25 protein-coding genes are annotated in these 25575 nt (G+C 70.7%); 11 read left to right on the forward strand and 14 right to left on the reverse strand.

What is annotated here, in order from left to right:
- Positions 1–283: 283 nt before the first annotated feature.
- Genes ITI46_RS11820 through ITI46_RS11835 form a run of 4 tightly spaced genes read left to right on the forward strand, consistent with a single transcriptional unit; the run spans position 284 to position 3800 of the window.
- Positions 284–1081, forward strand: coding sequence for an ABC transporter permease (locus ITI46_RS11820; protein WP_209239444.1), 798 nt, complete (start codon positions 284–286; stop codon positions 1079–1081).
- Between the two features lie 4 nt (positions 1082–1085).
- Positions 1086–1775, forward strand: coding sequence for an ABC transporter permease (locus ITI46_RS11825; RefSeq protein ID WP_209239445.1), 690 nt, complete (start codon positions 1086–1088; stop codon positions 1773–1775).
- A gap of 48 nt (positions 1776–1823) precedes the next feature.
- Positions 1824–2837: an ABC transporter substrate-binding protein gene (locus tag ITI46_RS11830; protein WP_247745831.1), complete on the forward strand. Its 1014-nt coding sequence runs from the start codon at positions 1824–1826 to the stop codon at positions 2835–2837.
- Between the two features lie 51 nt (positions 2838–2888).
- On the forward strand, positions 2889–3800 hold the full coding sequence (locus ITI46_RS11835; protein WP_209239446.1) for a hypothetical protein: 912 nt from the start codon (positions 2889–2891) through the stop codon (positions 3798–3800).
- 45 nt (positions 3801–3845) lie between these two features.
- Here ITI46_RS11835 and ITI46_RS11840 read toward each other — a convergent pair whose 3' ends face one another.
- Positions 3846–4994 (reverse strand): NADH-quinone oxidoreductase subunit D, encoded by a 1149-nt coding sequence (locus ITI46_RS11840; RefSeq protein ID WP_209239447.1) that lies wholly within the window; start codon positions 4992–4994, stop codon positions 3846–3848.
- A 136-nt stretch (positions 4995–5130) separates the two neighbouring features.
- On the opposite strand from ITI46_RS11840, the gene folP reads away from it, so the two are divergent.
- The 5 genes from folP (at position 5131) to ITI46_RS11865 (ending at position 8335) form a co-directional block, all read left to right on the forward strand.
- Positions 5131–6057, forward strand: coding sequence for a dihydropteroate synthase (folP, locus tag ITI46_RS11845; RefSeq protein WP_247745832.1), 927 nt, complete (start codon positions 5131–5133; stop codon positions 6055–6057).
- On the forward strand, positions 6054–6590 hold the full coding sequence (locus tag ITI46_RS11850) for a nuclear transport factor 2 family protein (RefSeq protein WP_209239448.1): 537 nt from the start codon (positions 6054–6056) through the stop codon (positions 6588–6590). Before folP ends, ITI46_RS11850 begins: the two co-directional genes overlap by 4 nt.
- Before the next feature lie 248 nt (positions 6591–6838).
- Positions 6839–7198, forward strand: a complete 360-nt coding sequence (folB, locus tag ITI46_RS11855) for a dihydroneopterin aldolase (RefSeq protein WP_209239449.1) — start codon at positions 6839–6841, stop codon at positions 7196–7198.
- A complete protein-coding gene (gene folK / locus ITI46_RS11860) occupies positions 7195–7791 on the forward strand; it encodes a 2-amino-4-hydroxy-6-hydroxymethyldihydropteridine diphosphokinase (protein ID WP_209239450.1) in 597 nt (198 codons plus the stop codon). The genes folB and folK overlap by 4 nt, the downstream gene beginning before the upstream one ends.
- Before the next feature lie 52 nt (positions 7792–7843).
- A complete protein-coding gene (locus ITI46_RS11865; RefSeq protein WP_209239451.1) occupies positions 7844–8335 on the forward strand; it encodes a DUF3180 domain-containing protein in 492 nt (163 codons plus the stop codon).
- A gap of 12 nt (positions 8336–8347) precedes the next feature.
- Here ITI46_RS11865 and ITI46_RS11870 read toward each other — a convergent pair whose 3' ends face one another.
- The 7 genes from ITI46_RS11870 to dacB form a co-directional block, all read right to left on the reverse strand.
- Positions 8348–8866, reverse strand: coding sequence for a hypothetical protein (locus ITI46_RS11870; RefSeq protein ID WP_247745833.1), 519 nt, complete (start codon positions 8864–8866; stop codon positions 8348–8350).
- Between the two features lie 357 nt (positions 8867–9223).
- Positions 9224–9829: a GTP cyclohydrolase I FolE gene (gene folE / locus ITI46_RS11875; RefSeq protein ID WP_209239452.1), complete on the reverse strand. Its 606-nt coding sequence runs from the start codon at positions 9827–9829 to the stop codon at positions 9224–9226.
- 160 nt (positions 9830–9989) lie between these two features.
- Positions 9990–12014: an ATP-dependent zinc metalloprotease FtsH gene (gene ftsH, locus ITI46_RS11880; protein WP_209239453.1), complete on the reverse strand. Its 2025-nt coding sequence runs from the start codon at positions 12012–12014 to the stop codon at positions 9990–9992.
- 227 nt (positions 12015–12241) lie between these two features.
- Positions 12242–12781 (reverse strand): hypoxanthine phosphoribosyltransferase, encoded by a 540-nt coding sequence (gene hpt / locus ITI46_RS11885; RefSeq protein ID WP_209239466.1) that lies wholly within the window; start codon positions 12779–12781, stop codon positions 12242–12244.
- 111 nt (positions 12782–12892) lie between these two features.
- Positions 12893–14236: a tRNA lysidine(34) synthetase TilS gene (gene tilS, locus ITI46_RS11890; protein ID WP_209239454.1), complete on the reverse strand. Its 1344-nt coding sequence runs from the start codon at positions 14234–14236 to the stop codon at positions 12893–12895.
- A 194-nt stretch (positions 14237–14430) separates the two neighbouring features.
- Positions 14431–15585 carry an Rv3626c family coenzyme F420 biosynthesis-associated protein gene (locus tag ITI46_RS11895; protein WP_209239455.1) on the reverse strand — a complete coding sequence of 385 codons (1155 nt, stop codon included), beginning with the start codon at positions 15583–15585 and terminating at the stop codon, positions 14431–14433.
- Positions 15586–15666: 81 nt separating this feature from the next.
- Positions 15667–17361, reverse strand: coding sequence for a D-alanyl-D-alanine carboxypeptidase/D-alanyl-D-alanine endopeptidase (gene dacB, locus ITI46_RS11900; protein ID WP_307808142.1), 1695 nt, complete (start codon positions 17359–17361; stop codon positions 15667–15669).
- A gap of 164 nt (positions 17362–17525) precedes the next feature.
- Here dacB and ITI46_RS11905 point away from each other — a divergent pair, with 164 nt between their 5' ends.
- Positions 17526–18017: an inorganic diphosphatase gene (locus ITI46_RS11905; RefSeq protein WP_209239456.1), complete on the forward strand. Its 492-nt coding sequence runs from the start codon at positions 17526–17528 to the stop codon at positions 18015–18017.
- A 61-nt stretch (positions 18018–18078) separates the two neighbouring features.
- Here ITI46_RS11905 and ITI46_RS11910 read toward each other — a convergent pair whose 3' ends face one another.
- The 6 genes from ITI46_RS11910 to ITI46_RS11935 form a co-directional block, all read right to left on the reverse strand.
- Entirely contained in the window at positions 18079–19731 is a 1653-nt protein-coding gene (locus tag ITI46_RS11910) for a threonine/serine exporter family protein (RefSeq protein ID WP_209239457.1), read from the reverse strand.
- Between the two features lie 178 nt (positions 19732–19909).
- Positions 19910–20677: a MerR family transcriptional regulator gene (locus tag ITI46_RS11915; RefSeq protein ID WP_209239458.1), complete on the reverse strand. Its 768-nt coding sequence runs from the start codon at positions 20675–20677 to the stop codon at positions 19910–19912.
- 124 nt (positions 20678–20801) lie between these two features.
- Complete coding sequence (locus ITI46_RS11920) at positions 20802–21407, reverse strand: PadR family transcriptional regulator (protein WP_209239459.1); 606 nt, start codon at positions 21405–21407, stop codon at positions 20802–20804.
- Between the two features lie 92 nt (positions 21408–21499).
- Positions 21500–22111: a DinB family protein gene (locus tag ITI46_RS11925; protein WP_209239460.1), complete on the reverse strand. Its 612-nt coding sequence runs from the start codon at positions 22109–22111 to the stop codon at positions 21500–21502.
- Positions 22112–22324: 213 nt separating this feature from the next.
- A complete protein-coding gene (locus ITI46_RS11930; RefSeq protein ID WP_209239461.1) occupies positions 22325–23782 on the reverse strand; it encodes an aldehyde dehydrogenase family protein in 1458 nt (485 codons plus the stop codon).
- A gap of 56 nt (positions 23783–23838) precedes the next feature.
- A complete protein-coding gene (locus tag ITI46_RS11935) occupies positions 23839–24744 on the reverse strand; it encodes a Sco1979 family transcriptional regulator (RefSeq protein ID WP_247745834.1) in 906 nt (301 codons plus the stop codon).
- 280 nt (positions 24745–25024) lie between these two features.
- Here ITI46_RS11935 and ITI46_RS11940 point away from each other — a divergent pair.
- Positions 25025–25575, forward strand: a 551-nt coding sequence (locus ITI46_RS11940; protein WP_247745835.1) for an ATP-binding protein, incomplete at its 3' end; no start/stop codon positions are given.

A 25575-nucleotide genomic window follows, 5' to 3' on the forward strand; every position in this document is an offset into this window, starting at 1 on the left:
GCCCATCCTCGTCTTCGTCCGCCCGTCCCGAAGACCGCCGACCGTACCGGACACCGGAATCCGAGCCGCTCGGAGACCGGAACCCGGGCCACCGGAAATCCTCGGCCCAGCGCAATCCTCGGCGCAGAGGATGAACAGTCTGTTTCCGGGGTACGGCACTGCGGACCGATTGTCAGTCCGCCGGGATAGGGTCGGCCGTCATCGTGGCATGAGACTTCACGGCTTCGTCCGAACTCCGCCCGAACTTCGTCCGAGAACCGCACAGCGCGGGGAGGTGACCGGTATGAGCAGCGTGGCGGCAGGCGGCCCCCAGGGCTGTCTCGCGCAGAACGAGTGGCTGTGCGGGACGTATCTGCGCACCCGGCAGAGCGAGTTGCTCGACGCGACGGTGGAGCACATCTGGATCACCGCGCTCTCCGTCACCATCGCCCTGTTGATCGCCCTGCCGCTGGCGGTGGCGGCCCGGCGCTGGCGTGCGGCCCGCGCCCCGGCCCTGGGCGTGACGACGGTGCTCTACACCATCCCTTCGCTGGCGATGTTCGCGCTGCTGCTGCCGGTCTTCGGGCTGTCGGCCGCCGTTGTGGTGACGGGTCTGGTGCTGTACTCCCTCACGGTGCTGGTGCGCAACATCCTGGCGGGCCTGGACGCGGTACCGGCCGAGGCCCGGGAGGCCGCGCAGGGCATGGGGTACGGGCCGGGCAGACTGCTGCTCGAAGTCGAGCTGCCGCTGGCGCTGCCCGCGCTGCTGGCGGGGGTGCGGATCGCGACGGTCACGGCGGTGTCGCTGACCACGATCGGCGCGATCGTCGGCTACGGCGGGCTGGGCAACCTCATCTACGACGGCATGGAGAGCTATTTCAAGGCGCAGGTGCTGACCGCCTCGGCCATCTGTGTCGTCCTGGCGATCGTCGCCGACCTGCTCCTGCTGTGGCTCCAGCGGGCGCTGACGCCGTGGACCCGCGTACGCACGCGGAAGCGCGCCGCACGCGCCCCTTCGGGCCCTTCCGGGCCCTCGGCTCCGTCGGCTCCGTCCGCCCCGTCGGCCGCCTCGGCGCAGGATCTCGTGGGGAAGGCGGGCTAGCGGCATGGGCATCTTCGGCGACGTATGGGTCTGGCTCGCGACCGGCTCCCACTGGACGGGCGACGGCGGTGTCCTCCAACGCCTGGGCGAGCACATCTATCTGACGGGCGTGTGCCTGCTGCTCTCGTGCGCGATCGCGCTGCCGCTCGCACTGTGGCTGGGCCACGTGGGGCGGGGCGGCGCGCTGGCGGTGAACCTGTCGAACGCGGGGCGCGCGGTGCCCACCTTCGCGGTGCTGGTGCTGCTGTCGATGGGCCCGCTGGGCAAGTACGGCGACTGGGCGACGATCGTGGCGCTGGTGCTGTTCGCCCTGCCGCCACTGCTGACCAACGCCTACACCGGAGTGCGCGAAGCCGACCGGGAGGTCGTCGAGGCGGCCCGCGGCATGGGGATGACGGGCCGGCAGCTGCTGCGCCAGGTCGAACTGCCGCTCGCGCTCCCGCTGATCATGACCGGGGTGCAGACCGCCGCCGTGCAGCTCGTCGCCACGGCGACGCTCGCCGCGCTGCCGGGCGGCGGCGGCCTCGGCCGGCTGATCACCGCCGGGTTCGGCAACTACGACACGGCTCAGGTGGTCGCGGGCGCCCTGCTCGTCGCCGTCCTGGCGCTGCTGGTCGAGCGCACCCTCACCCTCGCCGAGCGGCTCCTGGACCCGATGCGGCGCCGCCCGGCGCGCCGCCCGACGTCCGTCTGACGGCCCCGGCCCGAACGACACCCGAACGACACCTGGACGAATGGACGCATGATGGCCCCCTCGCACACCACCCACCACACCGGCGCCACCCCGCACCGCACCGCCCCCACCCGGCGCAGAACCACCGGCCTGCGCGCCCTCGCCGCGGGCGGCACCGTCACCGCACTGGCCCTCTCGCTGGCCGCCTGCGGGGGCAGCGATCTGGAGGAGAAGGACGGCGGCGGGGGCGGCAAGGGCAGCCTGGTCGTGGGCTCGGCGCAGTTCACCGAGTCGAAGGTCCTCTCCCAGCTCTACGCCGGAGTGCTGAAGAAGGCGGGGTACAAGGCGTCCGTCAAGACGGTCAAGAACCGCGAGCTGTACGCCCCCGAGCTGGAGAAGGGCCGCATCGACGTCGTGCCGGAGTACGCCGCGACGATGGCCGAGTTCCTCAACGCCAAGAAGAACGGCCCCAAGGCCGAGCCGGTCGCCTCCAACGACGCCGACGAGACCGTCGAGGCGCTGCGCAAGCTCGCCGGCCCGCGTGGGCTGAAGGTCCTGGAGGCGGGCAAGGCGGCGGACCAGAACGCGTTCGCCGTCTCCAAGGACTACGCCAAGAAGCACAAGCTCAAGACCCTCAGCGACCTGGGCAGGTCGAAGGAGCGCGTCACCATCGCAGCGGGTGACGAGTGCGAGACCCGCCCGTTCTGCCGCCCGGGCCTGGAGAAGACGTACGGGATCGACATCAAGGGCATCGACCCCAAGGGCGTCGGCTCCAGCCAGTCCAAGCAGGCCGTCAAGGACGGCAAGGACCAGCTGGTGCTGACGACCACCACGGACGCCACCCTGGAGCAGTTCGGCCTGGTACTGCTCCAGGACGACAAGAAGCTGCAGAACGCGGACAACGTCGTGCCGGTCGTCAACGCGAAGGACGCGGGCGGCAAGAAGGTCGCGGAGGCGCTCGACAAACTCAATCGCACCCTCACCACCAAGGACCTGACCGAGCTCAACCGCAAGGTGGACCAGGACCGTGAGAAGCCTGCGGATGTGGCCGAGGAGTACCTGAAGAGCAAGGGCCTCGCGTGACACGGTTCGTCCGGTGTCATCCGCACAGCGAGGCACGGTAAATTCCCAGCCATGCCACGTGGACGTCATCGCCATTCCCCGCCGCTGCACCGACGTCTCCCCCCGGTGTCGGTGGCGGTGGCCGCACTGGCCTGCGCCGGTGGCGCCTGGCTGATCGGTGAGCCGGGCGCCGCCGACTGGGAGACGGTCACGCTGCGCGCGCTCACCGCGGCAGCGGCGGCCGCCGCCGTCACCGGCGCCGTACTGCTGCGCCGCTGGGACCGTGCTGCGGGGAAAAAGGTCGGCGATCTCAAGGCGCAGCTGGCCAGCGCGGCATGGCGGGCCGAGGAGAAGCAGGCGGAGCTGGAGGGCGAGGCCGAGGAGCTGCGGGAGATCCGCGGCAAGCTGGACGGCAAGCTCCGCGAGAAGCGCGCCGAGCTGGCCAGGCTCCGCTCCGAACACGCCGACCTGCTGCGCCGCTACGCCAACGCCGAGACCGAGCGGGCCAGCGCGCTGGAGGGCCGCAGACTGCTGGAGCTGGAGGCGGGGAGCAGCGCCTCGGCCAAGGCCCTCACCACCACGGCCACCGACCACCGGCACAGCTCCGGGGCGCCGACCGCGCTGACCTACCGGCAGGCCAACGAGGCCCTCGACGCGCTCGCCCGCAGCGCGGTACGGCAGCGCACGGAGGAACGGCTGCGGGACAGCCGGGCAGCCGCCGTCGTGCCACCGCAGGGCAGCCAGGAAGCCCGGCGGGACGACGCGAAGGAGACCAGCGGCCCCCGCAAGCCGGACGCACCCGAACGCGAGACCGACCGGCCCGCCGCCGGAAAGCCGGCCTCCGACAAACCCGACGCCGCTCCCAAACCCGCCGGCTCGGAGCCGAACGGCGGCAGCGGCGGCAGCGGCGGCAGCGGCGGCAGCGACAGCGGTGGCTTCGACTTCTTCGGACGCAACAAGCGCAAGGCACGCTCCTCGTCCTGACGGCCGGGTCGTCCTCAGGACAAAGGAGCCGCCCGGGCCGGCCGGCTACTTGTCGATGTCGCCGACCACGAAGAAGAACGACCCCAGGATCGCCACCATGTCGGCGACCAGCGTGCCGGGCAGCAGCTCGGTCAGCGCCTGGATGTTGTTGAACGAGGCCGAGCGGAGCTTGAGCCGGTAGGGGGTCTTCTCGCCCTTGGAGACCAGGTAGTAGCCGTTGAGGCCGAGCGGGTTCTCCGTCCAGGTGTAGCTGGCGCCCTCGGGGGCCTTGAGCACCTTCGGCAGCCGCTGGTTGACCGGGCCTGCCGGCAGTTCGGCGAGCCGGTCCAGACAGGCGTCGGCCAGCTCCAGGGAGTTGTGCGTCTGGTCGAGCAGCACCTCGAACCGGGCCAGACAGTCGCCCTCCTGCCGGGTGACCACCTTCAGCACGTCGGCCAGCTCCGCGTAGCCGAGATACGGCTCGTCGCGGCGCAGGTCGAAGTCGACCCCGGAGGCGCGGGCGATCGGCCCGCTGACTCCGTAGGCGTGCACCAGCTCGGGGCTCAGGACGCCGACGCCCCGGGTGCGGCCCCGGAAGATCTCGTTGCCGAGCACCAGCTTGTCGAAGGTGTCCATCCGGCTGCGTACGGCGGCCACCGCCTGCCGTGCCCGGTCCCGCCAGCCCGCCGGGAGGTCGTCCTTGAGGCCGCCGACCCGGTTGAACATGTAGTGCATCCGGCCGCCGGAGACCTCCTCCATCACGTTCTGGAGCTCTTCGCGCTCCCGGAACGAGTGGAAGACCGGTGTGATCCCGCCCAGCTCCAGCGGGTAGGAGCCCAGGAACATCAGATGGTTGAGCACCCGGTTCAGCTCCGCCAGCAGGGTGCGGGTCCACACCGCGCGTTCGGGCACCTCCATGCCGAGCATCCGCTCCACGCCGATGACCACGCCCAGCTCGTTGGAGAACGCCGAGAGCCAGTCGTGGCGGTTGGCGAGCACGATGATCTGGCGGTAGTCACGCGCCTCGAAGAGCTTCTCCGCACCCCGGTGCATATAGCCGACCACCGGCTCGGCCCGCTCGATCCGCTCGCCGTCCAGGACCAGCCGCAGCCGCAGCACCCCGTGCGTGGACGGGTGCTGCGGGCCGATGTTGAGCACCATGTCGGTGCTCTCCGCGGCGCCGCCGATACCGACGGTCGTCTCCGTCTGCGTCATGCCGCCATCCTGTCAGCTTCCTCCTCCGCCGTGCCCCGAAGGGGCGCGGGAACCGTGCGGGCTCCCCGGGGGCACTCGAGCGCCCCCGGGGGCAGGGGTGCGCCGGAGGCGAAGGGTGGGCGCCTACCCTGGGCCCATGGGTGCGAGAACGCGTGGCCGCGTGGACGGCCTCCCCGAGTGGGACCGCTGCGCTGTGATGGGTGTGGTCAATGTGACCCCCGACTCGTTCTCGGACGGGGGGCGATGGTTCGACACCGAGGCCGCGATCAAGCACGGCATCGACCTGGTGGCCCAGGGCGCCGACCTGGTGGACGTGGGCGGCGAGTCCACCCGCCCCGGCGCCGCGCGGGTCAGCGAGGCCGAGGAGCTGCGCCGCGTGCTGCCGGTGGTCCGCGGGCTGGCGGGCGAGGGCGTCGTCGTGAGTGTCGACACCATGCGTGCCTCCGTGGCGGCGCAGGCCGTGGCCGCCGGGGCCGTACTGGTCAACGACGTCAGCGGCGGAAAGGCCGATCCGGAGATGGTGCCGGCCGTCGCCGAGGCGGGCGTCCCGTTCGTGGTGATGCACTGGCGCGGCCAGAGCATCGACATGAACAACCGCGCCGTCTACACCGACGTCGTCGGCGAGGTGCTGGCCGAGCTGACCGAGTCGGTGCGGCGCGCCATCGCGGGCGGCATCGACCCGGCCCGCATCGTCGTGGATCCCGGCCTGGGCTTCGCCAAGCGTGCCGAGCACGATCTCGCCCTCGTCGCGGCGCTCTCCCGGCTGCGCGCCGAGCTGGACCACCCGATGCTGGTCGCCGCCTCCCGCAAGCGATTCCTGGGCCGGGTGCTGGCCGACGACAAGGGCGCGCCCCCGCCGCCGGCCCGGGAGCGCGACGCCGCGACAGCCGCCGTCACCACCCTGGCGGCGCGCGAGGGCGCCTGGGCGGTACGGGTCCACGAGGTGCGGGCCAGCGCGGACGCGGTCCGCGTCGTACGGGCCGTCCAGTCGGCCGCCGAAGCGCTCCCCCACAGCCAGACCGAGCCCGAGACGAAGACCACAGAGACCGAGGCAGCGACGTGAGCGGCGCCCGTACGGACATCGAGGCGGTCGAGGCCGCCAACACCGCCCTCTACGACGCGGTGGAGCGGGGCGACATCGAAGCCCTCTCCCGGCTGTGGCTGGGAGAGGACGCCGACGACCCGGACGACCCCGAGGGCGGCGAGGGCGAGCACGGCGTCCGCGTCGTCCACCCCGGCTGGCCGGTGCTCACCGGCCGCGGCGAAGTGCTCCGCTCGTATGCGCTGATCATGGCCAACACCGAGTACGTGCAGTTCTTCCTGACCGACGTCGAGGTCTCCGTACTGGGCAACACGGCGCTGGTCAGCTGCACCGAGAACATCCTCAGCGGCGGCCCCGCCGAGGAGGACGGCTCCGCCGGGCCGCTGGTCGGCGGGATGGTGGTGGCCACCAATGTGTTCCGCCGCGCCGAGGAGGGCGAGTGGAAGCTGTGGTCGCACCACGGCTCCCCGATCCTGGTCGAGCGGGAGGACGAGGACGAGGACGGACCAGGCGACGGCGAGGGCGAGCTCGGTCAGGGCGACATCGAGCTGTAGCCAACCCTCCCGGACCACCGCAAAATTCGCCGTTCCGCCCCTCGCCTTCTACAGGCCCCGAACGTCCCCCGACCCTCCGACCCGCACCCCCGGCCATCCGATCCGGCACAGTCCCGGGAATGCGCGAGTGCCGCCCGGTGCTGTGGGGTAGGCGGCGCCGCGAGCCACTGAGCACGCGGGTAGATTCGCCACGGTGCCGCCATCAGCAGCACCGTGCTCATGTTCGTACGACCGACGGGAGTGATGGCGTGGATCGCGTCGCACTGCGCGGCCTCGCAGCGCGGGGGCATCACGGCGTGTTCGCGAGGGAACGCGAGGAGGGGCAGACCTTCGTCGTGGACCTCGACATGGGCCTCGACACGCGCCCGGCCGCCGAAGGCGACGACCTGTCCCGTACGGTCCATTACGGCGTCGTCGCGGAGGAGGTCGTCGCGGTCGTCGAGGGCGAACCGGTCGACCTGATCGAGACGCTCGCCCAGCGGATCGCCGACACCTGCCTGCGGCACGAGGCCGTACGGGAGGTCGAGGTGGTCGTCCACAAGCCGGAGGCGCCGATCGCCGTCCCCTTCGAAGACGTGACCATCACTATCAAGCGGAGTCGCGCATGACGCCGAACAGTGACCCGACCGTACAGCCGGTGCCCGCCTCCGTCGTACAGCAGGTGGACGCCGCGGACACCACTCTGCACAACCCGAAGACCGCCGTCCTCTCGCTCGGCAGCAACCTCGGCAACCGGCTGGAGTCCCTGCAGAGCGCCGTCGACGCCCTGGCGGAAACCCCCGGGCTGAAGGTCACCGCCGTCTCGCCCGTCTACGAGACCGAGCCGTGGGGCGTCGATCCCGGCAGCCAGCCCTCGTACTTCAACGCGGTCGTCGTCGTACGGACCACTCTGCCGCCCGGCTCGCTGCTGGAACGCGGCCACGCCATCGAGGAGGCGCTGGAGCGGGTGCGCGAGGAGCGCTGGGGGCCGCGGCCCATCGACGTGGACATCGTCGCCTATCAGGGCGTCGTCTCCGAGGACCCGCAGCTCACCCTCCCCCACCCGCGGGCGCACGAGCGGGCCTTCGTCCTGGTGCCCTGGCACGACGTGGACCCCGGCGCCGAGGTCCCCGGCCACGGCCGGGTGGCGGAACTGCTGGACGCCCTCGGCACCGAGGGCATCACCGCCCGCCCGGACCTGGAACTCAGCCTGCACGCCTGACCGTTGGCCCTCGTACGCCCCCTCCCTCCGGCGCCGACAAGGTGGAAGCCCCATGAACCAACTCCGTATCCGCACCCTGGCGGCGCTCTTCGTCCTCGCCGGGGTGCTCTCGTGGGGCGGAGCACGGCTGTGGGACACACTGGGCACGCTGCCGGGGGTCCCCCTCGCCGCGCCCATCGTGCTCGGCGCGATCGCCGCCATCCTGCTGGCCACCGCGCTGTCGCTGCGCGCCCGGCTGAAGGCCCAGCGGGAGCGCGAGCCGGGCGCCGAGGGCGTCGACCCGATGCTGGCGGCCCGCGCCGTCCTCTTCGGCCAGGCCAGCGCCCTGGTCGCCGCCCTGGTCTCGGGCATCTACGGCGGCACCGGGCTCTTCCTCATCACCGAACGCGCCGACGTCCCGGCCCGCGCCACCCAAGCCCTCTACGCGGGCCTCTCCGTAGTCGCAGGCATCGCCGTCATAGCAGCCGCCATCCTCCTCGAACGCATCTGCCGCCTCCCGGAAGACGACGACGAGGACAACAACCCCCCGACCGCGGCGGCGTAACCCACGACCGGCTCAGCCCGCCCGGCACAGGTGGCCGTTCACCAAGAAGTGCTGACGTTCAAGGGTGAAGGTGTAAAGCGTGAAGGGTTTCGCGCCGGACGCGCGCCGGGGCTCTGCTGTCCGCACCCGTACCCACTCCCTCTCGTCCAGCGCAATCGGATGCCGTTCGGGGACGAACGTGCCCCGAGCAGCCCATTTGTCGATGACGCACAGGTGTGACGCCCTACCTGCGGACGCAGGCGTGAACCGTGCCCCGATTACGGCGGCCAACTCTCTGAGGAAGGGCACGTTTGCGCTGACCAGCGTCCTTCCGCGCCAGCGCGGCATGCGGCAGCCGTCGCCGTCCGCATAGCCGTCCAGGAAGCCGTCGAATGTCTCGCGGTCCCGCAGCACGACCCGCGGAAAACGCTGACGGAGACGGTGCGCGTCGCCTCCGACGTACTGGCAAACGAGGTCGGCCAGATAAGACGAAACCACCCGGACACGGAAACCGGGCACGTCGCGTTCCAGAAAGCCGGAGGGCCGGGTCACCGCCTCCAACCGGGCGGGGAGGCGCCGGCGGAGTCGGCTGCTCGTACCCAGCCGCCCGGGGTGCCCAACAACTGATCAGGCGCAGCGACGAACTGCCCTGCCCCCGTGGTGACCGCGACGAGATCGCCCACCTTGCGGACGGCCACCGCCCGCACCGCCGACCGGACCGATCGACTGCCGTCCAACGTCCATAACCGATCTCCGACGGTGACATCCCGGGCTCGCACCCGCCCGTGCTCCGCGTCGACGGTCTGCCTGCTTGGAAATCCGCCCCCCATAACGCCCCCGCGTGCGTGCGATCTCAGTCCTGTCCCCTGACCGTAGAGGGCAGGACTGACACCGCCCCGCAGCTCCAGGTCACTTGGCCAATATCAGGCTCATCGCCTCGGCCCGGGTGGTCGCGTCGCGGAGCTGGCCGCGGACGGCGGAGGTCGTCGTCTTCGCTCCGGGCTTGCGGACACCCCGTACGGACATGCACATGTGCTCGCACTCAATGACCACGATGACCCCACGCGGCTCCAGGATGCGCATCAGCGAGTCGGCGATCTGCGTGGTCAGCCGCTCCTGCACCTGGGGGCGGCGGGCAAAGACCTCGACCAGGCGAGCCAGCTTGGAGAGCCCTGTGATCTTGCCACTCGCCGACGGGATGTAGCCGACGTGCGCCACTCCGTGGAACGGCAACAGGTGGTGCTCGCACTGGCTGACCACCTCGATGTCCTTCACCAGGACCATCTCGTCATGGCCAAGGTCGAAAGTCGTCGTGAGCACATCCTCCGGGCGCTGGTGCAAGCCCGCGAACATTTCCCGATAGGCACGCGCCACCCGTGCCGGCGTCTCCAGCAGGCCCTCGCGGTCGGGGTCCTCGCCCACGGCGATCAGCAGTTCGCGTACCGCGTTCTCGGCGCGCTTCTCGTCGAAGGTGCCTATCGAGTTCTCCCCGTCCAGGGTCACCGGGTCGGTCATGTGGTCCCTCGTTCCTTGACTTGCACAGCTCCGCGGGCCGGCACGGTGCGTGACCGGCTCGGCGCTGTCGTGTACACAGCGGAAAGCCGCGCCCCTCGAAGGTAACCCGAGGGGCGCGGCTGACATTCCGTGGCGTGGACCCTACCCCGCCGACCTGCGGTTATCCGTTGTCGGGGTCCGCGGGCTCGACGATGGCATCCGACTCGCGGGGGCCGATCTCCTTGCCCAGGTTGGGGTTGGAGTTGTTGCCGTTGGTCAGCGCGGCGGGCGGGGCCGAGACCGGGGGCCTGGTGGAGGGGGTGCGCCGCGAGGAGCCCGTCCAGGCGGGGCGGGCCGGACGCTTGACGACGGGGGCGAAGATCTCGGCGATCTCCTCCTTGTTCAGCGTCTCCTTCTCCAGCAGGGCCAGGACGAGGTTGTCGAGGACGTCGCGGTTCTCCACCAGGATTTCCCAGGCTTCGTTGTGCGCCGTCTCGATCAGCTTCTTGACCTCCTCGTCCACCAGCCCGGCGACCTCCTCGGAGTAGTCCCGCTGGTGGGCCATCTCCTTGCCCAGGAAGGGCTCGGACTGGTCGGAGCCGAACTTGATGGCGCCCAGCCGCTCGGTCATGCCGTACTGGGTGACCATCGCGCGGGCCGTGGCCGTCGCCTTCTCGATGTCGTTGGCCGCGCCCGTGGTCGGGTCGTGGAAGACCAGTTCCTCGGCCGCCCGGCCGCCCATCATGTAGGCGAGCTGGTCGAGCATCTCGTTGCGCGTGGTGGAGTACTTGTCCTCGTCGGGGAGGACCATCGTGTACCCCAGGGCGCGGCCTCTGGAGAGGATGGTGATCTTGTGGACCGGGTCGGAGTTGGGTGAGGCCGCCGCGACCAGGGCGTGTCCGCCCTCGTGGTACGCGGTGATCTTCTTCTCCTTGTCGCTCATGATCCGGGTCCGCTTCTGCGGTCCGGCCACGACGCGGTCGATCGCCTCGTCCAGCGACTTGTTGTCGATCAGCTTCTGGTCGCTGCGCGCGGACAGCAGCGCCGCCTCGTTGAGCACATTGCTCAGGTCGGCGCCGGTGAAGCCCGGCGTACGGCGGGCGACCGCGCTCAGGTCCACATCCTGGGCCATCGGCTTGCCCTTCTGGTGGACCTGAAGGATCTCCAGCCGGCCCTGCATGTCGGGGCGGTCGACGGCGATCTGCCGGTCGAAGCGGCCCGGGCGCAGCAGCGCCGGGTCCAGGATGTCCGGCCGGTTGGTGGCGGCGATCAGGATGACGCCGCCCTTGACGTCGAAGCCGTCCATCTCGACCAGCAGCTGGTTGAGCGTCTGCTCCCGCTCGTCGTGACCGCCGCCCATGCCGGCTCCGCGGTGCCGGCCGACGGCGTCGATCTCGTCCACGAAGACGATGGCCGGGGCGTTCGCCTTCGCCTGTTCGAACAGGTCGCGCACCCGGGAGGCGCCGACGCCGACGAACATCTCCACGAAGTCGGAGCCGGAGATCGAGTAGAAGGGCACCCCCGCCTCACCGGCGACGGCTCGGGCGAGCAGCGTCTTACCGGTGCCGGGCGGGCCGTAGAGCAGCACACCCTTGGGGATCTTGGCGCCGACGGCCTGGAACTTCGCGGGCTCCTGGAGGAACTCCTTGATCTCCTGCAGTTCCTCGACGGCCTCGTCGGAGCCGGCCACGTCGGAGAAGGTCGTCTTCGGGGTGTCCTTGGTGATGAGCTTGGCCTTGGACTTCCCGAAGTTCATCACCCGGGAGCCGCCGCCCTGCATCTGGTTCATCAGGAACAGGAAGATGACGATGATCAGCACGAACGGCAGCAGAGAGATCAGCATCCCGACGAACGGGTTCTGCTTCTGCGGCGCGACCGTGTACCCCTTGGGGATCTCCTTTTGGTCGTACTTGCTCTGGAGCTCCTTGGCGATATCGACACCCTGGTTGTCGATGTAGCTCGCCTTGATCTTGTCGCTGTCCTCGACCTTGGCGCCGTCCTTGAGCTCGAGCTTGACGATCTGTTCGTCGCCCGTGGTGAGCTCAGCGGACTTCACCTTGTTCTGTCGGATCGCCTGTACGACCTGGCCGGTGTCCACCGTCTTGAAGCCGCCGGACGAGCCGACGACCTGCATCAACACGACCACGGCAAGGACGGCCAGCACGATCCACATGACCGGCCCGCGGAAGTATCGCTTCACGTCCATCCATACGGAGCGCGTGGGCCCCGTCCCTCCTGCCACAGTGAGTTGAAAAGCCTGACCTTCGGACGGTACCCCAGCATTGTCACCCGGCGCCGCCGAGGACGGTCAACCACAACCGTCCTTCAAAGCTGCAACGAGGGGCACCGGCCCTGTGTTCCCGGCCCGCACGGACGTACGCGCGCGGATCCGGGCGCCCCGGCGGCCGCCCGGGCATTCGGCCGCCCGGGGATTCAGCCGCCGTACACGTGCGGAGCCAGCGTGCCGACGAACGGCAGGTTCCGGTACCCCTCGGCGTAGTCGAGTCCGTAGCCGACGACGAATTCGTTGGGGATGTCGAAGCCGACCCACTTCACGTCGATCGCCACCTTGGCGGCGTCCGGCTTGCGCAGCAGCGTGCACACGTTGAGCGAGGCCGGCTCGCGGGAGCCCAGGTTGGACAGCAGCCAGGACAGCGTCAGACCCGAGTCGATGATGTCCTCGACGATCAGGACGTGCTTGCCCTTGATGTCGGTGTCCAGGTCCTTGAGGATGCGTACGACGCCGGAGGACTGCGTTCCGGCGCCGTAGGAGGACACCGCCATCCAGTCCATCGTCGCCGGAGTGGACAGGGCCCGTGCCAGATCGGCCATCACCATGACGGCTCCCTTGAGCACCCCGACCAGCAGCAGATCCTTGCCCGCGTACTCCGCGTCGATCTTCGCGGCCAGCTCGGCCAGCTTCGCGTCGATTTCTTCCTTGCTGACCAGCACCGACTGAAGGTCGGCGCCCATGTCTTTCTCGTCCACCCGTGCTGCTCTCGCTCGTCGCGGTCCGGTCGGCAGGGCCGTCGTATGGCCACTCCGGGCTGCTCCGGCCTGCCCCGGACGGTGCCGGGGCGCCGGTCAGTCCGGTGCGTTCGGTGAGCCGTGCCGGATGACCAGTCTGCCACCCTGCCGGGCGACCTCCACACGCCCGGGCAGGTTGAGGGCCCGCTGGCCCCGCCAGGCGGTGATGAGGCGGTCCATCTCCTCGATGTGCCGGGCGAAGAGCGAACCGGCCGGGGAGCCGGCCTCGATCGCGGCCCGGCGCAGCACCCGGCGCCGCACCGCGGGCGGCAGCGCGTACAGCCGGACAACGTCCAGTTCCACCTTCCCGTCGGCGTTCCCTTCGGCGCCTCTCGCACCGTCGGGGCGGCCGGTGGCGCGGCCGGGCTGTCCGGTTCCGTCCGCCTGGTCCGGCACCCCGGCCTCGTCCGGCGGCGCGGTGCCGGGGGTGCGCACCACCGCGCGTTCGGCTTCGTCGGTCCAGGCGTCGAGCGCGTCCGCGTCGTCCCTGGACAGCTGTGCGGTACGGGCCAGCGCCTCGATGACGCCCTTGCCGAGCGCCTTCTCCAGCGCGGGCAGGGCCTCGTGGCGGACCCGGGAGCGGGTGTAGGCGGGGTCGGTGTTGTGCGGGTCGTCCCAGACGGGGAGCGACTGGACCATGCACGCCTTGCGGGTGGTCTGCCGGTCGATGGCCAGGAACGGGCGGCGGTAGCGGCCGCCGGGCCCGGAGACGGCCGCCATCCCGGACAGCGAGCGGGTGCCGGAGCCGCGGGCGAGGCCGAGCAGCACCGTTTCCGCCTGATCGTCGCGGGTGTGGCCGAGCAGCACGGCGGCGGCGCCGTGCCGCTCGGCGATCGCGTCCAGCGCGGCGTAGCGGGCCTCGCGTGCTGCCGCTTCGGGCCCTGTGTTGGTCCGTCCCACCTGGATGGCGACGGACTCGACGGGCGCCAGCCCGAGGTCGGTGAGGCGGTCGGCGACGTCCTGGGCCCGCTCGGCGGAGCCGGGCTGGAGGCCGTGGTCGACCGTGACTCCGCCGGCGCGCAGGCCGAGGCGGGGGGCTTCGAAGGCGAGCGCGGAGGCGAGCGCCATGGAGTCGGCGCCGCCTGAGCAGGCCACCAGGACGAGCGGTGGCGGCGGCTCGGCGGGGAGCGGGGCCGCGGGCTGGGGCGCTGCGAGTCGGGATGCTGTGGGCCGGGGCGCTGCGGATGGGGATGCTGCGGATCGGGGTGCGGCCGGCTGGGGGCCTGCCGGGCGGGGGGCTGCTGTCAGCTGTGCGCTGCGCACGCCGTGCGTGCTGCCGCCCTGTGCGCCGACGCCGCGTGTGCTGACGTCCGGTGCGCTGATGTCGTGCGCGCTGAGCACGTCGTGGAGTGTGCGGCGGACCGCCAGGCGTATTGCGGCAACCGCGGGATGGGGACCCATGTCCGATTCACTTCCTCGTCAGGGACTGCGACGATCGCGGGCGGAGGCTCCGCGGATCCGGGGGTGTCGAAGTCGATTACTGTCACGCTGTGTATGTAGATGGTGACAGAGACGGACTGCGTTCCCCGAGCATCGCACGCGTGCCAGCCCCGCACGGTCCCTCGGAAGGGTGATTGGGGAGGCTTCCACTCGCCTCAATCCGCCTTCCGATGCACCCTCGCGATCCACTCGGCGGGCGTGGCGATCTCCGCCTTGGTCGGAAGGGTGTTCGGGGATGTCCACACACGGTTGAACCCCTCCATGCCCACCTCGTCCACCACGGTGCGCACGAACCGTTCACCGTCCCGGTACTGCCGCAGCTTCGCGTCCAGGCCGAGCAGCTTGCGCAGCGCCATGTCGAGCCGCCCCGCTCCGGTGGCGCGGCGCTTCTGGAACTTCTCGCGGATCTCCGTGACCGTCGGGACGACCTGCGGGCCCACGCCGTCCATCACATAGTCGGCGTGTCCCTCCAGCAGCGACATGACGGCCGTCAGCCTGCCCAGCACCTCGCGCTGGGCCGGGGTCTGCACCAGCTCGACCAGGCTGGGCCGCTCCTCCTCGCCCTCCAGCTGCTCCTCGGCACCCTCGCCGCCCTCGCCAGGCTTGTTGCCGGACAGCGACTGGACGGCCTCGCGCAGCCGCTCCAGCAGCGTGGAGGGGTCGATGTCGGTCTGCTCCAGGAAGGACTGGATCTCCATCCGCAGGTGGTCGCGGAGCCAGGGCACGGCGGTGAACTGGGTGCGGTGCGTCTCCTCGTGCAGGCACACCCACAGCCGGAAGTCGTGCGGGTCGACCTCCAGCTCGCGCTCCACGTGCACGATGTTCGGGGCCACCAGCAGCAGCCGCCCGCCGCCGTCGGGGCCGCCCGGCAGGTCCCGGCCGGCCGGCGCGAACGTCTCGTACTGGCCCAGCACCCGCGAGGAGAGGAACGACAGCAGCATCCCGACCTCGACGCCGGTGACCTTGCCGCCGACCGCGCCGAGTACGGCACCGCCGGGCAGCCCTGCGCGGCGCTCCTCGACCTTGGTCAGCAGCGGTGAGAGCAGTTCGCGGAAGCCGGCGACGTTGGCCCGTACCCAGCCGGGCCGGTCCACCACCAGCACGGGCGTGTCCGCCGCCTCGGAACTGGCGGGGGTCAGCCGGGTGAAGTCGCGTACGTGCTCCTCGGACGCCTTGGCGTACCGCCGCAGCTCCGCGACGATGTCGCGCGCTTCGTCCCTGCTGACATCCGGCCCCGGCCGCCCGAGCCGGGTCGCGGTCGCGACCGCGAGATTCCAGTCGACCATCTGCACTCCACCGAGGCTCGTCATTCTTTCACCGTACGTGCAGCGGGGGCGCGGTGGGAGGAGACCGCGGCGGCGGGGCAGGGGCACCCCCTCTCCAGAGCGGCGTCAGCCCTCGCGGCAGCCGCAGTTGGCCAGGGCCGAGGCGAGGCGGTCCAGGGATTGCTGGGCCACCTCACGGCCGGAGGCCCCCGTCGTCATGAAGGCGAAGGCCAGCATCCGGCCGTCCGCGTCCACCACGGTGCCGGCCAGTGTGTTCACCCCCGTCAGGGTGCCCGTTTTGGCGCGGACGAGACCTGCGCCGGGCTCGCCGCGCTCCCCGCCGTAGCGGGAATCGAGGGTGCCGGTGAATCCGGCGACGGGCAGCCCGGTGAGGACCGGGCGCAGAGTGGGCCGGTCCGGATCGGCCGCAAGAGTGAGCAGCCGGGTGAGCAGCGCGGGCGAGACCCGGTCCGCGCGGTCGAGGCCGCTGCCGTCCGCGAAGCGGGCGCCCTTGAGGGGCAGGCCGAGCTTTTTCAGGGTGCGGTGGACGGCGCGGCCCGCGCTCTTGAAGCCGGCGGACTTTTCCCCGGCGAGTGCGGTCTGCCGGGCGAGGGCCTCGGCGATGTCGTTGTCGCTGTTGGTGAGCATCCGCTCGACCAGCGCGCCGAGCGTGGCCGAGTGGTGGATGGCGAGTTCCGCGGCTCCCTTGGCCGCCTTGCGCTCCTTGGGGGCGCCCTCGACGCTGACGCCCTTCTCGCCGAGTTCCCGGGCGAACGCCTTGGCCGCCTCCAGCGCGGGGTCGGCGACGCGGGGTGCGGGCCCGTGGTCGCTGTTTCCCCCAGAGCCTCCGGCCCCGGGGGTGCCCCCAGTGCGGCCCTCCTCGACCATCAGCGGGGTGACCCGGGCCAGGTTCTCGTTGGGGCCGATGACGTGCTGGTCGGTGCCGGTGTAGCGGGAGGTGTCGTAGCCGAGGCGGATCTTGTGGACGCCGCGCTTGTCGAGGGCGCGGGCGGTGCGGGCCGCCATGGCGGTCAGGTCCCGCTCGGTGAGGGTGGGGTCGCCGCCGCCGACGAGTGTGACGCGGTCGCCCTCGCCGACGGCGCGGGTGGCGATCCGGTACGTCTCGCCGCGTGCGGTCAGCGCGGCTACGGCGGTGGCCAGCTTGACCGTGGAGGCGGGCGCCGAGACGGCCTTGGCGTCCCGCGAGAAGAGCTGCCGCCCGGTGACGGCGTCCACCACGGAGGCGTGCCGTACGGCGCCGAGCGAGCCGTCCTCGATCAGGGGTTCGAGCGTGTCGGCGAGGGCCGAGGCGGTGGGCGGCGGCACCTCGGGGCGGGTGCCGCGGTTGCCGGAGCCGCTCTGCGGGCCGCCCTGCCCCTGGTTCGGTACGGGTCCGGCCGCGGCGAGCACCTGTGGGGCCATGGGGTAGCCGTCCGGGCGGCCCGGCGTGTGGTCCCTGCCACTTCCGTGCTCCTGGCGGGCTGCCCGGACCCGCTCGGCCGTACGCTGACCCGAGTCCCACGGCCCCGCCGAGGCCACCGTCACCAGCGCGACCACGAGTCCCAGTGCGGAGGAGGCGGCGGTGAGCCGTACCGTCTGCCGCTGCTGCGGCGAGGCCGCCCGCCAACGACGCCGGGCCCCACGTGCCGCGCCGCGGGCCCGAGCGGTCGTGCGCAGGGCTGCCGTACGGGCGCGTGCCGCTGCCGTGCGGGGGTGTGCCACTGCCGTGCGGGCGCGTGCCGCCGCGCTGCGGGTGTGGGCCGCCGCGCTGCGGGCCACCCGGGCGGCGAAGCGGTATGCCCGGTTCGCGGTGTCACGCACCTTCGCTCCGGTGTCATGCACCTCGACCAGCCCCTTTCGCGAGCACACATGTGCGTGGGGGACACTTAATCACCAGACTGGAGTTCTTCTGGGGGACGGCCCCCAGGGCACACGAGTGCTGATGAGTGCTGATCTCATCATTGATCTATACGGAGGAGCCTCCCTTGGAGTTCGACGTCACCATCGAGATCCCGAAGGGCTCGCGGAACAAGTACGAGGTGGACCACGAGACGGGCCGTATCCGCCTGGACCGGCACCTGTTCACCTCGACCGTGTACCCGGCGGACTACGGCTTCGTCGACGGCACCCTGGGCGAGGACGGCGACCCGCTCGACGCGCTCGTGCTGCTGGAGGAGCCCACCTTCCCCGGGTGCATCATCAAGTGCCGCGCCATCGGGATGTTCCGGATGACGGATGAGGCCGGCGGCGACGACAAGCTGCTGTGCGTGCCCGCTTCCGACCCGCGGATGGAGCACCTGCGCGACATCCACCACGTCAGCGAGTTCGACCGGCTGGAGATCCAGCACTTCTTCGAGGTCTACAAGGACCTGGAGCCCGGCAAGTCGGTCGAGGGTGCCAACTGGGTGGGCCGTGCCGAGGCCGAGGCCGAGGTCGAGGCGTCCATCAAGCGGCTCGCCGCCGAGGGCGGTCACTGAGACCGTCCACCCGCCGGAGGGGCTGAGAGTCTCGGCCCCTCCGTCAGCATGAGCCGGCCGGCTAGAACCCGCGGGTCCGCTTGGCGGCGCGGCGGCCCGGTAGCGGGGTCTCCTGGCCCGGGGTCTTGATGAACAGGCGGGCCAGTTCGCCGCCGAGGTTGACCCCGATCGCGATGGCCAGCGCCAGCGCACCGGCCGTTGCCAGGTGCTCGAAGCCCTTGTTCACATCGCCCTGGGCGATGTTCAGCAGCCCGAAGTAGGTGTTGCTACCCGGCAGCAGCGGTCCGATCGCCGCCGTGATGTAGGGCAGCGACGAGGCGAACTGATAGCGGGAGAGCAACTGGCCGAAGAGGCCGACCAGCCCGGCGGCCACCACGGTGGCGGGCACCGGCGTCATGTTCGCCTTGGTCAGCGCGCCGAAGATCAGCCAGGCCACGCCCCCGTTGAGGGTGGCAGGCAGCACCGTGTGCCGTTCCTGCTGGAGCAGTACGCAGAAGGCCAGCGCCAGCAGCATGCCGGCCAGCAGCTGAGTGACCGGGCGTTCGACGTGGCTGACGATGTCGGGCGTCAGCTGGGCGTTCAGCCTGTCGCCCACGTACAGCACCAGCAGCACCCCGCAGACGATGCCGACGATGAGGTAGATGACCTCCAGCAGTCGCGCGGCGGCGGTGATGTAGAACCCGGTGAGTCCGTCGTGCACGGCGGCGACCAGGGCCCGTCCCGGGATCAGCGCGAAGAGTCCACCGGTGATGACGGCGGACGCCTGGATACGGGTGTCGGTGTGCTGGGACAGCAGCGCGACGCCGACCCCTATCGCGGCGGGCGGCATCGCGGCGGCGGCGAACTGGTAGAACTCCGGCAGCCCGCGTCCGGCGCACAGCCAGGCGAGCCGGTCGCCGAGCATCGCGCCGAGCGCGGCGAGGAAGAACACCAGCGCGTCACCGCCCACCAGCAGCGAAGCGGCCCCGGACAGCGCGCCGCTGGCGATGGTCAGTGCCCACTTGGAGTACGGGTGCCGGTTTCGGCGGATCTCCGCGAGCCGCCGGTAGGCCTCCTCCAGCGACACCTCGCCCTGGGTGATGTCGGCGACGAGGGCGAAGACGGCGGACAGCCGGGTGTAGTCGGTGCCGCGCCTGCGGACGGTCCTGCTGAGCGTCACCGGGTCGTCGACCAGCGAGGGCTGGTGGGTGATGGACAGCAGGGTGAAGGTGACCTCCGGCTCGGTGCGGTCGAGCCCGTAGGCGTGGGCGACGCCGAACATGGCGGCCTCCACGTCCTCGGCGCCCTCCCCGCCGGCCAGCAGCAGCTCGCCGATACGGAGCGTCAGGTCGAGGACGCGGGGTACGGGCGGCCCGCTCTCGGCACCCTCGTCGCCGCGTACAGGGCGCTCGGGAACGGGGCGCTCGGCCAGGGGCATCCGGACCAGCGAGCGCATCCGGTCCTGCCAGGGTGAGCCCGGCTTGGCCAGCGGGCCGACGACGGGGATGCCCTCGGGCGGGGTGAAGGCACTGCCCGGCTCGGGCGGCGCCGGCGGAACGAGCCCTTCCGGAATGGTGAACTCGGAGGTCGGGTGCTCCTCCTCCGGAACGGGGGGAAGCGGCACGCCCAAGGGCGCCGTGAAGGCGCTGTGCGACTCGTCGGACACCGGCTTGGCGTCCTCCGGCTCACCACTCTGCTCCGCGGCGTCGCCGTTCCCCTTGGATTGCCCGACCACTCTTCGTCCGCTCCTTCCCTCGTTCTCCAGCAGTGTCACACGAGCAACGCTGTGTCCAACGAGGACGATTCCACGGAACGGAAGCGTGCTACCTCACAGTGGAGCACGCAGAGAAAACCTTCCCCCAAAGGCCCCCTGTACCGGAGCTGTACAGGGGGCCTTCAAAGAGAAGCTGTCGTCAGGCGGAGTCCGCTGCGCCCGCGGCGTTGGCCGCGATCGCGTCCCGCATGTACTGGGCCAGGCCCGGCCTGATCGCCTCGTAGGTGGCGGTGAAGCGCTCGTCCTGGACGTACATCTCGCCCAGCCGGGTGTGCATCTCATGGCCGCACTCGTAGCTGCTGCGGGAGATGAACAGCCGGTGCCGCTCGGCGAGCTCGGTCACCGCGGGCGCGTCGGGCGGGTCGCCCGCCGCCATCCTGTCGGCGATGGCGCGGTGGATCTCGTCCATCTCGCGCATCAGCGCCTTCCAGTCCTCCTTGGTGTACGAGGCGGCCCGGCGCTGGGCCTCGCGGTACTCCGCGGTGTCGCCCCAGCGGCGTTCGGCCTCCTCGGCGTGGATGTCGGGGTCGAAGTCCCCGAACACTTCGAACTTCTCCTCAGGTGTGAGGTTGATGCCCATTTTGCGTGCCTCCATGGCGCGTTCGACGGCGGCGGCCATCTCCGTGAGCCGGTCGATCCGCGCCGTCAGCAGATGGTGCTGCCGGCGCAGCTGGCCGACCGGGTCGGCCGCGGGGTCGTCCAGCAGGACGGCGATCTCCTCGAGCGGGAAGCCCAGTTCCCGGTAGAAGAGGATCTGCTGCAGCCGGTCCAGGTCGGCATCGGTGTAGCGCCGGTGCCCTGCTGCCGTGCGCTCCCCGGGAACGAGCAGCCCGATCTCGTCGTAGTGGTGCAGCGTGCGCACCGTGACACCGGCGAAACCGGCGACCTGCCCGACGGAGTGGCTCACTTCCGCCTCCTTGTTCTGCGGTCGCTTACGGGCATCCACGGTGCTCCCTCACGTCACGTGAGGTGCAAGCCGCAATTTCCGGGTGAGGCAGTCAAACTTGATCAGCGGAGAGAGCTGCCCGGTTTCAGCGGGGCTGCCGGTCGGTGAGGACGCTCAGATCGCGCTCGCCCTCGCCCGCCATCACGAAGGCGCCGCCCTCCAGCCGGGAGATCAGGGCGCGGGCCCAGGCGGCGTCGCTGTCGGCGGTGTGCACCCACAGCTTCATGATCTCGCCGATGTACCCCCACTCGTCCGGGGTCCCGCCCTCGGGCGTCCAGTTCCGGGTGACCTCGTCACGCCAGGACTCCAGCGCGGCCACCCGCTCCTTGAGCAGCGCGATGGCCTCGTCACGGGGCAGGTCGACCAGGAAGCCGACGGCGGAGGTCAGCAGTTCCTGCTTCTCCTGGGTGGCGGTCAGCGCATGGCGCAGCAGCCGGAAGAACTCCGCCTCACCGGCCTCGGTGATCTCGTACTCGGTACGCGGCGGACCGCCCACCGTGCTGGGCGCGATGTCGTGGGCCAGCAGCATTCCCTGCTTGGCCAGCTGTTTGAGGGCGTGATAGATCGACCCCGGCTTCGCGGCCGACCACTGGTGCGCGCCCCAGAACTCCAGGTCGTTGCGGACCTGGTAGCCGTGCGCCCGCCCGCGCAGCCGCACGTCTCCCAGCACCAGCAGCCGGATCGCCGACATCGCTTCCCTGCTCCCTGCCCCGTCACACCGCGGTTGCTCTTGTCAAGTCACACCCTATGCGGGTCCGGGGCAGGGGGAGCAGTTGTGTGGGGTCAGCCCTGGCCGGGGTCGCCCTGGCCGGCGTCACTCCGACCCGCGTCGCCGAACGCGGACCAGTCGGGCTCGGGCATCGCGCCGGTCTCGAAGACGAGGTCGAAGGCGCCCTTGCCGTCGATCGTCTCCCGGATGATGTCGGCGTGCCCTGCGTGCCGGGCCAGCTCCTCCACCAGGTGCAGCAGGCCCCAGCGCCAGGAGCGCTCGCCGCCCTCGTCCCACGGGTACTTGGGCGAGAGGAACGTCTCGTCGAGCGAGGGCAGGGCGCGTACGGCCGTCTCGATCTCTGCGGCGACGTGCTCGTTCCTGGCGATGAGGACGTCGATCGTCTCCTCCGGGGTGGGGGTGAAGGAGCCCTCCCACTCCTTGGCCTGCTCTTCGAACAGCCGGTCGTCCTCGCCCTTGAACTTGCGGAGCCAGCCCTCCTCCCCCTGGGTGACGTGCTTGAGCAGGCCGGACAGCGACAGCTCGCTGGCCGCGGGGGTGCTGCGGGCCTGTTCCTCGGTGAGGCCGTGGAGGGCGCGGCGGATTCCGCCGCGCTGGGCTTCCAGGTAGGCCAGGAGGGCTCCGCGCTCGTCACCGTGCTGCTCCGCCTTGACGACTACCGGCATTTCTGACCGCCACCTCTCGGGTCGTCCGGGGCTCTTTTCTCCCCGGCTGATGACTTCAAGGTATGAGGGCCTGCGGTCAGGTTCTGTCCTCGATGGGCGGCTGCGCGCCGTTGCGGTTTGCGGCCGGTAGCCGGGTGCCGGTTCGTTGTGGTTACTCGCGCAGTTCCCCGCGCCCCTTCGGGGCGCTGCCTCACGGGGCGCGGGGAACTGGGGTCAGAACGGGAATTCGCTGCGGTCTCGTTGGATGGAGATCCAGCGGGTGGTGGTGAAGGCTTCGACCACTTGGGGACCGTTGAGGCGGCCGAGGCCGGAGTCCTTTTCGCCGCCGTAGGGGACGATGGGTTCGTCCGCCACGGTCGAGTCGTTCACATGGACCATGCCGGCCTCGATCCGGCGGGCGACCGCGACGCCGCGCTCGATGTCACCGCTGTGCACCGCGCCCGCGAGCCCGTAGGGGGTGTCGTTGGCGACCCGCACGGCCTCTTCCTCGCCGTCCACCGGAATGATCAGTGCCACCGGGCCGAAGATCTCCTCGTGCAGCAGCGGGGAGTCCTTGGGCAGGCCCGTCAGCACGCTGGGCGAGACGAGGTTGCCGTCCACCGCGCCGTGCAGCAGCGCCGTGGCGCCCTCGGCGAGGGCCTGTTCGACGATGGCGGTGACGCGCTCCGCCTGGCGGGAGTTGATGAGAGGGCCGATGTGGGTCTCCGGGTCCGCCGGATCGCCCACCACAAGCCTGCTGACCCGCGCCACGAACTTCTCGGTGAACTCCGGCTCCAGCCGGCGGTCCACGATGATCCGGTTGGCCGCCATGCACAGCTGGCCCTGGTTGACGAAGCGGCTGTAGACCGCGGCATCCACCGCGTAGTCCACATCGGCGTCGTCCAGCACGATCAGGCCGCTGTTGGAGCCGAGTTGCAGGATGACGCGCTTGAAGTTGCGGCCGGCGACGGTGGCGACATGGCGGCCGACGCGGTCGGAGCCCGTGAAGGAGATGACCTTGGGCACCGGGTGCTCGATCAACGTGTCGCCGATCTCCGCGCTGTCGGTGATGACGACGTTCACCAGCCCCGGCGGCAGTCCGGCCTCCTCCAGCACCTTGGCGACCAGGGTGCCCCCGCACACCGGCGTCGACTGGTGCGGCTTGAGCACCACGGCGTTGCCCAGCGCGAGCGCGGGCGCGGCGGACTTCACGGCAAGCAGGAAGGGGTAGTTGAACGGGGAGATGATCCCCACCACCCCCACCGGGTCCCGGTAGACGCGGTTCTCCTTGCCGGGCACCGAGGAGGGCAGGATCTCGCCGAGCGGGTTCAGCGAGAGCTGAAGGGCCTCCCGGAAGAACTCCTTGACCATGTGGATCTCGAAGGCCGCCTTGTGCCGGGTGCCGCCCAGCTCGGCGACGATGGCCTCGGTGATCCGCTGCTCGCTCTCCTCGATGACGCGGATCGCCTGCTCGAAGACGCGTCTGCGGGTGTACGGATTGGTGGCAGCCCACTCACGCTGCGCACGTTCGGCGGCGCGATACGCCTCGTCGACCTCGTCGCGGGTGGCGACGGTGATGGAGGCGAGCTTCTCCCCGTCGTAGGGGTTGAAGTCGATGATGTCCCAGGAGCCGGTGCCGGGACGCCACTCGCCGTCTATGCACTGGAGTGCCAGATCCGTGAAGTAGGACATGCCATTCCTTCTGGGGGTTGAAGGAGACGCTGCTTCTTGGTCATCGTACCGGCGGGTCAAAGGAGTTGGCGGATTCGGTGAAGGTGATCCCGCGTGTCCCGGGGAGAAAGGCTGATATCCACCAGCCGCCGGAGCACCTGGTCGTACTGGGCCACCTCGTCCCGCTTGTCCAGATACAGGGCGCTGGTGAGCTGTTCGAGGTAGACGATGTCGTTGAGGTCGGACTCGGGGAAGCGCAGCAGGGTGAAGGCGCCGGCCTCGGCAGGGTGGCCGCCCAGCTCGAAGGGGACGATGTGCAGGTGCACATTGGGCTGTTCGGAGACCTCGGCGAGGTGGCCGAGCTGGGCGTCCATGATGGCCTTGCTGCCGTAGGGGCGGCGCAGCGCGGCCTCGTCGAGCACGCAGAGCAGGTCGGGGGCGCTCTCACCGAGCAGCAGCTTCTGCCGCTCCAGGCGGAGTGCGACGCGGCGTTCGATCTCCTCGTCGGCGAGCGGGGTGCGGTGCCCGGCGGTGACGACGGCGTGTGCGTACTCGCCGGTCTGCAGGAGGCCGTGCACGAACTGCACCTCGTACGTACTGATGTGTGAGGCGGCGCCCTCCAGCCCGACGTACGTCTGGAACCAGCCGGGCAGCACATCGCTGTAGTTGTGCCACCATCCGGCGACGCTGGAGTCCCGGGCCAGTCCCAGTAGAGGCTCGCGCTCGGCGTCGTCGGTGACGCCGTAGAGCGTCAGCAGATCCTCCACGTCCCGGGCCTTGAAACTGACCCGGCCGAGCTCCATCCGGCTGATCTTGGACTCGGAGGCCCGGATCGAGTAGCCGGCGGCCTCCCGGGTGACTCCGCGGGCCTCGCGCAACCTTCTGAGCTGGGATCCGAGCAGGATGCGCCGGACCATCGAGCCGCTGGAGCTGTTCGCCCCCTTCATCCCTCCGGTGCCGCTCTGTGCCGATTCTGCTGCCATGTCGATCAGCCCTCCACCCCTGCTTGAAGGGAAGTGTGCCATCCCCGCGCTCCGTTGCGTGCCCGCCCGATTACACACGATCGAAAGTCTCTCGTGCACGTGCATCTGCCCTTGCATCTGCTGTGGGCATTGGGAACCATGGGGATGGCACAAGTGGACCCGCTGGCACGGAAGTTGGCTGCGCGGGTTGCGTTGTGGCGCCCGCACCAGGCGGGGTAGCACGGCCGACAGGAGATCCGCGCAGGATCATCAACTGCCGCTGACGCCAGGAGGGCCCTTGTTGGGGACCGAAGGATCGACGGTGCTGGAGCCCTTATGGCAGGGGCTCCCCACGCCGGATGCCGCATCGGTCTCCGGCTCCGCTTCCTGCGCACTGCCGCCGCGCTACGAAGCGGTCTCCAGCGCCCGGGACTTCACCCGCAGGACGCTCAGGCACTGGGGCCTGACCGAAGAGTTCGACGACGTGGCGCTGGTGGTCTCCGAACTGGTGACCAACGCCATGCGGCACGGCCTCACCCCCGGCGCCGATCACGGGGCGGCGTCGGGGGACGAGGGCGACCCACCGGTCCGGCTGCATCTGATGCGCTGGTCGGCCCGGCTGGTCTGTGCTGTACGGGACCCCAGCGATCAGCCGCCCGATGTGTCGGTGGTACGCCGTGCCGCGGCACACCGGGAGGCCCACGGGGGATTCGGTGACGACCGCGGGAGGTGCGGCGGCCATGGGGGCCGCACAGCGCTCGCAGACTCCATGGAGTACGGGGGCTCCATGGACCGAGGGGGCTCCCTGAGACACGGGAGTTCCCTCGGAAACGGGGGTCACGGGGGAAACGG

The sequence above is a fragment of the Streptomyces oryzae genome (genome assembly GCF_017676365.1).
Classification (GTDB): domain Bacteria; phylum Actinomycetota; class Actinomycetes; order Streptomycetales; family Streptomycetaceae; genus Streptomyces; species Streptomyces oryzae.

Coding starts and splice junctions, on each gene's coding strand:
- ITI46_RS11930 (WP_209239461.1), bottom strand. CDS start 23,782: ATGTCCTACTTCACGGATCTGGCACTCCAGTGCATAGACGGCGAGTGG.
- hpt (WP_209239466.1), bottom strand. CDS start 12,781: ATGGGCGCCGACCTTCAGTCGGTGCTGGTCAGCAAGGAAGAAATCGAC.
- ITI46_RS11920 (WP_209239459.1), bottom strand. CDS start 21,407: ATGTCGGCGATCCGGCTGCTGGTGCTGGGAGACGTGCGGCTGCGCGGG.
- folP (WP_247745832.1), top strand. CDS start 5,131: ATGGGTGCGAGAACGCGTGGCCGCGTGGACGGCCTCCCCGAGTGGGAC.
- ITI46_RS11865 (WP_209239451.1), top strand. CDS start 7,844: ATGAACCAACTCCGTATCCGCACCCTGGCGGCGCTCTTCGTCCTCGCC.
- ITI46_RS11935 (WP_247745834.1), bottom strand. CDS start 24,744: ATGGCAGCAGAATCGGCACAGAGCGGCACCGGAGGGATGAAGGGGGCG.
- ITI46_RS11895 (WP_209239455.1), bottom strand. CDS start 15,585: ATGACGAGCCTCGGTGGAGTGCAGATGGTCGACTGGAATCTCGCGGTC.
- ITI46_RS11825 (WP_209239445.1), top strand. CDS start 1,086: ATGGGCATCTTCGGCGACGTATGGGTCTGGCTCGCGACCGGCTCCCAC.
- ITI46_RS11925 (WP_209239460.1), bottom strand. CDS start 22,111: ATGCCGGTAGTCGTCAAGGCGGAGCAGCACGGTGACGAGCGCGGAGCC.
- folE (WP_209239452.1), bottom strand. CDS start 9,829: ATGACCGACCCGGTGACCCTGGACGGGGAGAACTCGATAGGCACCTTC.
- ITI46_RS11820 (WP_209239444.1), top strand. CDS start 284: ATGAGCAGCGTGGCGGCAGGCGGCCCCCAGGGCTGTCTCGCGCAGAAC.
- folK (WP_209239450.1), top strand. CDS start 7,195: ATGACGCCGAACAGTGACCCGACCGTACAGCCGGTGCCCGCCTCCGTC.
- ITI46_RS11835 (WP_209239446.1), top strand. CDS start 2,889: ATGCCACGTGGACGTCATCGCCATTCCCCGCCGCTGCACCGACGTCTC.
- tilS (WP_209239454.1), bottom strand. CDS start 14,236: ATGGGTCCCCATCCCGCGGTTGCCGCAATACGCCTGGCGGTCCGCCGC.
- ITI46_RS11840 (WP_209239447.1), bottom strand. CDS start 4,994: ATGACGCAGACGGAGACGACCGTCGGTATCGGCGGCGCCGCGGAGAGC.
- ftsH (WP_209239453.1), bottom strand. CDS start 12,014: ATGGACGTGAAGCGATACTTCCGCGGGCCGGTCATGTGGATCGTGCTG.
- ITI46_RS11830 (WP_247745831.1), top strand. CDS start 1,824: ATGATGGCCCCCTCGCACACCACCCACCACACCGGCGCCACCCCGCAC.